Genomic DNA, 8,801 nt, shown 5'->3' on the forward strand with positions numbered 1-8,801 from the left:
TGCCCGGGCGGCGGGCACCGGCAGGATCTGGCTCGACGGAAAGGTCACCGCGTCGCTCGACCGCAGCGCCGCGCAGGTCGGCGCGCCCGCCGCGTGGGCGAAGGGCTTCACCGGCAAGGACGTCACCGTCGCGGTCCTCGACACCGGCGTCGACGAAGCGCACCCCGACCTCGCGGGCGCGGTCGTCGAGGCCAGGAACTTCAGCGACAGCGCCACCACCGACGACCTGCACGGCCACGGCACGCACGTCGCCTCGACCGTCACCGGTGACGGCAAGTACCAGGGCATCGCGCCCGACGCGAAGATCGTCAACGGCAAGGTGCTCGGCGACTACGGCGGCGGCAGCGAGAGCGACATCATCGCCGGCATGGAGTGGGCCGCCACCAAGGCCAGGATCGTGAACATGAGCCTCGGCAGCTCGTGGCCCGACGAGGGCACCGACCCGATGTCGCTCGCGCTCAACCGCATCAGCGAGCAGACCGGCGCGCTGTTCGTGGTCGCCGCGGGCAACTCCGGCGGACCGATCGGCTCGCCCGGCGCCGCCGACGCCGCCCTCACCGTCGGCGCCGTCGACCGCGACGACTCGCTCGCCGAGTTCTCCTCGCGCGGCCCGCGCTGGACGAACAACTCGATCAAGCCCGACATCACCGCGCCGGGCGTCGGCATCGCGGCCGCCAAGGCGAAGAACGGCCGGATCGGCACCCCGGTCGACGAGAACCACGTCGCCCTGTCCGGCACCTCGATGGCCACCCCGCACGTCGCGGGAGCGGCGGCGGTCGTCGCAGCGCAGCACCCCGCGTGGAAGGCCGAGGACATCAAGGCCGCGCTGATGAACAGCGCCGAGCCGAACCCGTCGCTCACCGTCTACGAGCAGGGCGCCGGACGCCTCGACGTCGACCGCGCCGCCTCCTCCGCCGTCACGACGAACCACGGCAGCCTGTCCCTGGGCACCGCCCGGTGGCCGCACACCGACGACACGCCCATCACGCAGAAGCTGACCTACCGCAACACCGGCACCACCGACGTCACCGTCGACCTGTCGGTCGCCGACGTGAAGCCCGCCGCGGCCGGCCTGTTCAGCGTCTCCCCGGCGAAGCTCACCGTCCCGGCCGGCGGTACCGCCGACGCCACCGTCACCGCGGACACCAGGGCCAACGTGCCCGACGGCGTCTACGGCGCGTTCGTGGTCTCCTCCGACGGCACGCGCGTGGCGATCGGTGTGGACAAGGAGGTCGAGAGCTACGACGTGAAGCTCACGTTCCTCGACCACGACGGCAAGCCCACCGATCTCTACGACTACCGGTTCGTCGGCATCGACGTGCGGCAGGCGTACTTCCGCCACGACCCGTCCGGCACGCTCGTGCAGCGCCTGCCCAAGGGGACGTACTTCCTCGACGGCTCGATCAGCACCCGCAACCCGGACCCGACCCAGAGCGGCCCGACCACGATCCTCACCGAACCGGCCATCGAGGTCACCGGCGACACGGAGATCGTCTTCGACGCCCGGCAGGCCACCCAGCCCGCCATCTCCGTCGAGCAGAAGGACGCGGCGACCGTGAGCGCCGGACTCGGCTTCCTCATGCAGACCAACTGGGGCGAGACCGGCGGCACCTGGGGCCTGTTCGACTTCGACTCGTTCCTCGTCCGCCCGTCGAGGACGTCGTGGCCGAAGTTCGACTTCTACGCCGAGTCGGTGCTGGCCAGGCCGGACGGCGGCGGCACGTTCGCCGGCAGCCCGTACCAGTACCACGTGCGGATCACCGAGAAGACCCGCGTGCCCGCGGACGTCCAGCGCTCGGTGAAGGACCATGCCCTGGCCCGCGTCGACTCGGTCACGCACGCCCGCGTGCCCGGTGCCATCGGCCAGCGCGACGGCGGTGCCTCCGGGCCGCTGCCGCTGAAGCTGAAGGAGTTCTACACCCCCGGCGTCGAGTGGTCCGGGTCGCTGGCGGAGTTCGTGAAGCTCGGCGAGTACCCGAACCTCGGCTCCCAGTTCTCGGCCGTGCCCCGCGTCTTCCAGGCCGGCCGCACCACCACCGAGCACTGGAACAGCGCCGTCTACGGACCCGGCTTGCCGCATGTGCCGGCGTACGTGCGCTACGCCGGACGCGTGGGCAACCTGATGCGCGTCGACCTGCCCCTGTTCAGCTCGCAGAACATGAACGGCAACTCGCCGAACACCGGCCGCACCACCGTGACGCTCGACGGCGCGGTCATCTCCGACGAGCCGTACGCCGGCTACGCCTACATCGAGAACGTGCCAGCGGAGAAGAAGCGCTACCAGGTGCACACGGAGGCGGCCCGCGACTCGCTGTCGTCGAAGGTCACCGCCGACTGGTCGTTCACCTCGGAGTTCGTGCCCGGCGAGGACTACCGGCCGGTGCCGCTGCTCGCGGTCCGGTTCGCGCCGCGGCTCGACTCGTCCAACCGGGCCGGCCGCGTGCTGACCGTGCCGATCACGGTGGAGCGCAACGGAACGGGCACCGTCACCGACATCAAGACCCCGGCGGTGCAGGTGTCCTACGACGAGGGCAAGTCGTGGAAGCCGGTGCCGCTGCGCAAGACGCGCGGCGGCTGGGCGATCACGCTGGTCCACCCGCACGGCGCCAAGAACGTGTCGTTCAAGGCTCGGGCGGCGGACTCGGGCGGTGAGGTCCAGCAGACCATCATCCGCGCGTACGACCTGAGGTGAGCACGGGTGAGGGGCCGGTCTCTGCCGGCCCCTCACCGGGCTACTTCTGGTACGGCGCCAGCGTCTGCGGGTCCACGTCCGGCGCCGACATGATCGGGTGCACCTCGATCGGCTGGTTGAGCACCTGCCCGCCCGGTCCCGGGCACGCCGAGGCCTTCCGCGCGATCTCCAGCACCCGCTCGTGGCTGTCGACGTCGACCACCCAGTACCCGGCGATGACCTCCTTCGACTCCGCGAACGGCCCGTCCACCACGACCGGCCCGGAGTCGCTGCCCCGCACCACGAACGCCCGTGCCGGCCCGCTCAGGCCCTCGGACTGCAGCAGCTCACCGGTGGCGCGCAGCTCGGCGTCGAGGTCGCGCATGTAGGCGATCATGCGATGCATGTCCTCGTCGCCCCACGCCGCGAGACCCTCCCAGTCCTCCTGGCTGCCGCCGTAGCTGACCAGCATGTACTTCACTTCCACTCCCCACCGGTCGCGCGGGCCTTGATCTCCTGCACGGCCCAGCTGTTGCCGTCCGGGTCGTCGAAGAAGATGAACGACCCCCCGTCCGCTTCGTTCATGCGCACGATCTCACCGACTTCGACGCCGCGCTCGATCAGCTGGGCCCGTGCCTTCTCCAGGTCGGACACGACGAGCTGCACGCCCTTGAGCGTGCCCGGCTCGCCCTTCACGATGCCCTTGCCCATCACGATCGAGCACCCCGAGCCCGGCGGCGTGAGCTGCATGACGCGGGTGTCCTCGGCGAACGTCGTGTCGTGGTCGACGACGAACCCGAGCTGCTCGGAGTAGAAGCGCTTGGCCCGGTCGAGGTCCGAGACGGGTACGACGATGACTTCCAGGGTCCAGTCCATGTCCGGCGGTCCTTTCAGCGGTGGGCCCTTTGCACCGACGCGTCGACGTGCGCGGAGTTTTTTCGACATGGGGTCGCCGCCCGCATACCGAGCCGCTCTCACTCCTCGACGGCGCCGCCGATCTTGCGCAGGTGCTCGCGGAACGTGAGACCGCTGCCGAGGTACTCGTCGAACCGCAGCTGGCTGCGCAGGCTCTCACCCTGCCTCAACCGCTGCGCCTGCGCCCGTTCGAGGTCGCGGATGCCCCGCGCCTTGGCGACCAGCGACTCCAGGTGCGAGGACGGCACGAACAGCACTCCGTCGTCGTCGCCGAACACGAGGTCGTCGGTCGTGACGGTCCACTGGTCGACCTCCGCGGTCGACAGGGCCTCCGGCGCCCGGTCGCGCAGGGTCAGCGGCCCGGTCGGGTTGGCGCCGAGGCTGAAGACCGGAAGACCGATCTCGCGCAGTTCCCAGGTGTCGCGGTGCAGACCCCAGATCACCACCCCGGCGAGACCGGCGGCCTGCACCTCCCGCACGACCATGTCGCCGACACAGGCCTCGTCGAGGCGGCCGTCGTTGTCGACGACCAGCACGTCGCCGGGCTCGCTGCGGCCGAGCGCCTCCAGGAAGACGTCGACACTGCCCGCGTGGCGGGCGGGCAGGACGCGGCCGGAGGTCTTCGTGCCGGGGACGACCGGCTTGAGACCGACCGTGCGGACCGGGATGTGCGCCCGGACGCAGGCGTCGGCGAGGTGCGCGGTGGTGAGGTCGAGTTCAGCTAGGTCCATGGCGCACAGTCTTACGCCGAGACCTGCTCCTTGGCGGGTTCGGGGCGCAACACGCCCGCGGACAGCGCGGCGACGAGGCACAGCCCGACCGGCAGCAGGAACGCGATGTTGAGCGGCACGAAGTGCGTGAGCCAGCCGATCACCGCGGGCCCGGCCAGCACGCCGAGGTAGCCGAGTCCGGCCACCCGCGAGACGTTGACGCCCGCCGCGCCCGGTTCCGCGTGGCCCGCCGCGCTGAACAGCTGCGGCACCGTGCCCGACAGGCCGATGCCCGCGATCGCCCAGCCCACCAGCGCGAGCCAGACGTAGGGCGAGAGCGCCGCGGTCGCGATGCCGATCGCGCCGATCACCGAACCCCAGCGCAGCACGGCCATCGGCCCCACCTTGGCGGTGACCCGGTCCGCGAGCAGCCGGCCGACGGTCATGGTCGTCGCGAACGCGCCGTAGGCGAACGCCGCGACCGTGGGCGAGGCGTTCAGGACGTCCTGCAGGTGCAGCACGCTCCAGTCGTTCGCGGCACCCTCGCTCAGCATGACCAGCAGCGCGAGCACCGCCATGATCCAGATCCGGCGCGGCGCCCTGCGCTTCACGCCGGTCACCTCGGCCTGCTGCTCTTCCTTCTCGTCGAGCAGGAACCGCGCCATGACGAGGCTGACGACGACACCGAGCACGGCCGCCGCACCGAGCGTGGTCGCGGGGGAGAGCTCCCAGCCCAACGTGCGCGCACCGGTCAACGCCGCCGCCACACCACCGAGCGACCACGTCGCGTGGAACGCCGACATCACCGGACGGGCGTAGTGCCGCTCCACCACCACGGCGTGCGCGTTCATGCTGACGTCGATCAGCCCGTTGCCGAAGCCGAAGATGAGCAACGCCAGGCCGAGCGACCACTGGTTGAAGGCCACACCGGGCAGGAACGCCGTCACGCTGCACACGACGCCCGCGAGCGGGACGACCAGCTTCACCCCGAGCCGGTCGGTGATCTTGCCGCCGACCCGCATGCCGATGAACGCGCCCAGCCCGAGCAACAGCAGCAGCCGGCCCAGCTCCGCGTGACTGATGTCCGTGCGGTCCTCGACCGTCGGGATGTGGACCAGCCACAACCCGAGCAGGAACCCGTTGAGGGCGAAGTACGTGAAGGTGGCCACCCGCGCGGCCTTGAGAGCGCTCACGCAGCACACGCTAACGAACGTAGGAAGTGTTCGAAAGCTTGAGTATCGAACACCACTCGTGTTCAATCACGGCCGTGTCCCGACTGAAGCAGATCACCGAGGCGGTCCGCGACGCCGGCTCCCTCGGCGTGGCGGACCTGGCGAGCATGACCGGTGCCTCCGAGATGACCATCCGCCGCGACCTGGAGGTCCTCGCGGCGCAGGGCGTCCTCGAACGCTACCGCGGCGGCGCCCGCAGCCTGCTCCTGCGCGGCTCCGAACCCCCGTTCGCGCTGCGCTCCGACGAGAACACCGACGCCAAGCGCCGCATCGCCGCCGTGGTCGCGGGCCTGATCGCCGACGGCGAGTCCGTCGTCCTGGACAGCGGCACCACGTGCCTGGAGGTCGCCCGCCTGCTGCACGACCGGCGCGTGACCGTGATGCCGCTGTCGCTGCACTCGGTGAACGCCCTGTCGTCGTCCTCGTCCGTGACACTGCTGGTCCCCGGCGGCCGCCCCCGCCCGGGAGAGCTGGCCCTGACCGGCCCGCTGACGCTCGCCTCGGTGCAGGCCCTGCGCTTCGACACCGCGGTGATCGGCTGCTGCGGCCTGTCCGCCGAGCAGGGCCTGACCGCGTTCGACCTGGAGGACGCCTCGGTGAAACGCACCGCCATCGCCTCGGCCCGCCGCGTGATCGCGGCCGTCGACGCCTCGAAACTGACCCGCACCGCCCTGGCGTTCGTCGCGCAGGCGTCCGCCCTGGACGCGGTGGTGACCGACGCGTCCGGCGACGAGGGCCTGGTCGCCGCGGGCGTGACGGTGGTGACGGCATGATCGTGCTGTTCGACATGTTCGGTGTGATCGCCCGCGACCAGTCGCGCGAGGTGATGGACACGATGAGCGTCGACCCGGCGTTCTGGGAGGCCTACTGGGCGCACCGCCCGGCCTACGACCGCGGCGACGTGACGGCGCTGGAGTACTGGGAGCGCGTCGGCCACCCGCCGCTGGTCGAGCAGGACGTCGCCAGCTGGAGCCGCGTCGACTACGAGATGGTCGCGCTGCTGCACGAGCTGACCAACACCGGCCGCCGGATCGCGCTGCTGTCGAACATCCCCGAGGACCACGCCCGGAACTTCGAACGCACCCACGCGTGGCTCGAGCTGTTCGAGGTGTGCGCGTTCTCGTGCCGCATCGGTCACGCGAAACCGGAGCTCGCGGCGTTCGCGTGGTGCCGGGAGGCGTTGGGCGAGGGCGAGATCCTGTTCGTGGACGACCGGGAGGAGAACGTGGCGGCGGCGCGGGAGGCCGGGATGCTCGGGCACCACTTCACCGGCATCGCCGGGCTGCGGGCAGTGCTGACGTGAGCGGCCGGCCCGAGTCGGTGGACCCGCGCGTCGCCCGCGGGCGCGAGGTGCGGTCGGTCGCCGAGATCGTCCACGCCGATGGTGAGGCGGTGGCGCTGCGGATCGCGTTCGCCGACGGCGACTGCCTGGTCTGCACGGCGTGGACCGACTGGACCCTGGTGGTCGAGCCCCGCCCGGACGCGGCCCTGCCCGACTACTTCTGGCCGGCGAGCAGCTTCACGACCCGGCCGCTCCCGTTCGCCGCGGGCGCCCAGGTCGTGTCCGCGGCGCAGGTGCGGGACGAAGTCGGCCAGGTCATGGGCGCCGACTTCCTGATCGGCGACCGGCGGGTCTCGGTGCGGGCGTACGGCGGCGGCATCAACGTGACGGCTTGAGCTTCGGGTAGCTCGAAGGTGCAGGCTTCGCCCCGTGAACAACGGCACGGAGCTCTACACGGTCGGCCAGCTCGCCCGCCGCACCGGTCTGTCGGCCCACACGATCCGGTTCTGGTCCGACACCGGCGTCGTGCCGCCCACCAGCCGCTCGACCGGCGGCTACCGCCTCTACGACGCCGCCGCCGTGGCGCGCTTCGACCTCGTCCGCACGCTGCGTGAGCTCGGCATCGGCCTGGAGGCCGTCGAGGCGATCCTCACCCGCCGCACGACCGTGGCCGAGGTGGCACACGTCCACGTCCGGGCGTTGGACGCCGAGATCCGCACCCTGAAGCTCCGCCGCGCCGTGCTGAGCACGATCGCGCGGCGCGGGAGCACCACCGAGGAGACCTCTCTCATGCACAAGCTCGCCCGCCTGTCCGCCGTGGAGCGGCAGGAGCTCGTCGACGGGTTCATCGAGCAGACGTTCGCGGGCATCGACCTCGACGACGACACGAAGGTCGTCGTCGAGTGGATGCGGCACCTGCCGGACGACCCGGCGCCGCACCAGGTCGACGCCTGGCTGGAGCTGGCCGACCTGGTCGCCGACGACGACTTCCGGGACCGGGTCCGGCGCGCCGCCACCGCCGGGTCGGCCCTCGCGTCGCACGGTCTGGAGCTGCGGTCGACGATCGTCGAGCACGCCGGCCAGGCGCTGGCGGTCGCGCCGGAGTCGGCCGAGGGGCGGTCGGTGCTGCACCGGATCTGCGACCCGGGGATGCCGCCCGGTGAACGCCGGGACCTGTGCCGGTGGCTCGAGACCGTCGCCGACGCCCGGATGGAGCGCTACTGGGAACTGCTCGCCGCGCTGCACGGCGAGCAGTCACCCGAGTCCCCGGCCGTGCCCGCGTTCCGCTGGGTGCTCGCGGCCCTGCGCGCTCACACCAGCGACGACCAGTAGAACCAGAACGCCTGCAGCACCCCGGCCGCGATCAGCAGGTACCACAGCACCAGCACCACGCTGTGCCACTGGAACGTGGGCCGGATGTTGCGCAGCGTCGTGTACCAGAAGATCGGGATCGTCACCGCCCACACGACCATGCAGTACGGGCACAGCGCCCGGATCTCGTACAGCGACTGCACGATCAGCCAGTGCACGAACAGCACCCCGGCCGTCGACCCGACCTGCAGCCCGATCCACACCCACGACGGCAGCTCGACGCCGGACAGCAGCAGCACGCCCAGCGTCAGCACCACCGCGAACCCGACGACCCCGATCAGCGGGTTCGGGAACCCGAGCACCTCGGCCTGGGCGGTCTTCATGATCGAGCCGCAGCTCAGCACCGGGTTGATGCTGCAGGTCGGGATGTAGAACGGGTCCTCGAGCAGCGCGATCTTCTCGATCGTCAGCACGAAGGAGGCGACGAGGCCGACGGCGCCGCCGACGGCCAGCACCCACGCGACGATCCGGTTCACGACAGCACCTTCTCGATGGCGGCCTTCAGACCGTCGTAGGTGGGCGCGCCGGTGAACTTCACGCCGTCGGCCAGGGCGCTGCGCGAGGGCCAGACTGTGGAGTTCGAGACCGGTGAGGGACCCCGCGGCCCGCAGGCGCTGGAC

At 71.3% G+C, this 8,801-nt stretch carries 10 protein-coding genes; 5 read left to right on the plus strand and 5 right to left on the minus strand.

The window, feature by feature from the left end:
- Positions 1-2,692 (plus strand): S8 family serine peptidase (locus tag ACFWGZ_RS36440; protein WP_382456146.1); only part of this gene is annotated, 2,692 nt, incomplete at its 5' end.
- 40 nt (positions 2,693-2,732) lie between these two features.
- On the opposite strand, the gene ACFWGZ_RS36445 is transcribed toward ACFWGZ_RS36440, so the two are convergent.
- The 4 genes from ACFWGZ_RS36445 to ACFWGZ_RS36460 all read right to left on the minus strand — a co-directional run bounded on the left by ACFWGZ_RS36445 (position 2,733) and on the right by ACFWGZ_RS36460 (position 5,489).
- Positions 2,733-3,143 carry a YciI family protein gene (locus ACFWGZ_RS36445; protein WP_382456155.1) on the minus strand — a complete coding sequence of 137 codons (411 nt, stop codon included), beginning with the start codon at positions 3,141-3,143 and terminating at the stop codon, positions 2,733-2,735.
- A gap of 5 nt (positions 3,144-3,148) precedes the next feature.
- Positions 3,149-3,547, minus strand: a complete 399-nt coding sequence (locus ACFWGZ_RS36450) for a VOC family protein (RefSeq protein ID WP_382456147.1) — start codon at positions 3,545-3,547, stop codon at positions 3,149-3,151.
- A gap of 98 nt (positions 3,548-3,645) precedes the next feature.
- On the minus strand, positions 3,646-4,317 hold the full coding sequence (locus ACFWGZ_RS36455) for an RraA family protein (RefSeq protein ID WP_382456148.1): 672 nt from the start codon (positions 4,315-4,317) through the stop codon (positions 3,646-3,648).
- An 11-nt stretch (positions 4,318-4,328) separates the two neighbouring features.
- Positions 4,329-5,489 (minus strand): MFS transporter, encoded by a 1,161-nt coding sequence (locus ACFWGZ_RS36460; RefSeq protein ID WP_382456149.1) that lies wholly within the window; start codon positions 5,487-5,489, stop codon positions 4,329-4,331.
- Between the two features lie 74 nt (positions 5,490-5,563).
- Here ACFWGZ_RS36460 and ACFWGZ_RS36465 point away from each other — a divergent pair, with 74 nt between their 5' ends.
- From ACFWGZ_RS36465 to ACFWGZ_RS36480, 4 genes are read left to right on the plus strand one after another with little or no spacing between them, the layout of a single operon-like run.
- Positions 5,564-6,301 carry a DeoR/GlpR family DNA-binding transcription regulator gene (locus ACFWGZ_RS36465; protein WP_382456150.1) on the plus strand — a complete coding sequence of 246 codons (738 nt, stop codon included), beginning with the start codon at positions 5,564-5,566 and terminating at the stop codon, positions 6,299-6,301.
- Positions 6,298-6,831: an HAD-IA family hydrolase gene (locus ACFWGZ_RS36470; RefSeq protein ID WP_382456151.1), complete on the plus strand. Its 534-nt coding sequence runs from the start codon at positions 6,298-6,300 to the stop codon at positions 6,829-6,831. The genes ACFWGZ_RS36465 and ACFWGZ_RS36470 overlap by 4 nt, the downstream gene beginning before the upstream one ends.
- The gene (locus ACFWGZ_RS36475) at positions 6,828-7,205 is read left to right on the plus strand and encodes a hypothetical protein (RefSeq protein WP_382456152.1); all 378 of its coding nucleotides are present in this window, start codon (positions 6,828-6,830) and stop codon (positions 7,203-7,205) included. The genes ACFWGZ_RS36470 and ACFWGZ_RS36475 overlap by 4 nt, the downstream gene beginning before the upstream one ends.
- Positions 7,206-7,239: 34 nt before the next feature.
- Positions 7,240-8,142 carry a MerR family transcriptional regulator gene (locus ACFWGZ_RS36480; RefSeq protein WP_382456153.1) on the plus strand — a complete coding sequence of 301 codons (903 nt, stop codon included), beginning with the start codon at positions 7,240-7,242 and terminating at the stop codon, positions 8,140-8,142.
- Here ACFWGZ_RS36480 and ACFWGZ_RS36485 read toward each other — a convergent pair.
- The gene (locus tag ACFWGZ_RS36485) at positions 8,121-8,657 is read right to left on the minus strand and encodes a vitamin K epoxide reductase family protein (protein ID WP_382456154.1); all 537 of its coding nucleotides are present in this window, start codon (positions 8,655-8,657) and stop codon (positions 8,121-8,123) included. The genes ACFWGZ_RS36480 and ACFWGZ_RS36485 overlap by 22 nt on opposite strands.
- Positions 8,658-8,801 lie beyond the last annotated feature (144 nt).

The organism is Lentzea sp. NPDC060358 (genome assembly GCF_042725365.1).
Classification (GTDB): Bacteria; Actinomycetota; Actinomycetes; order Mycobacteriales; family Pseudonocardiaceae; genus Lentzea.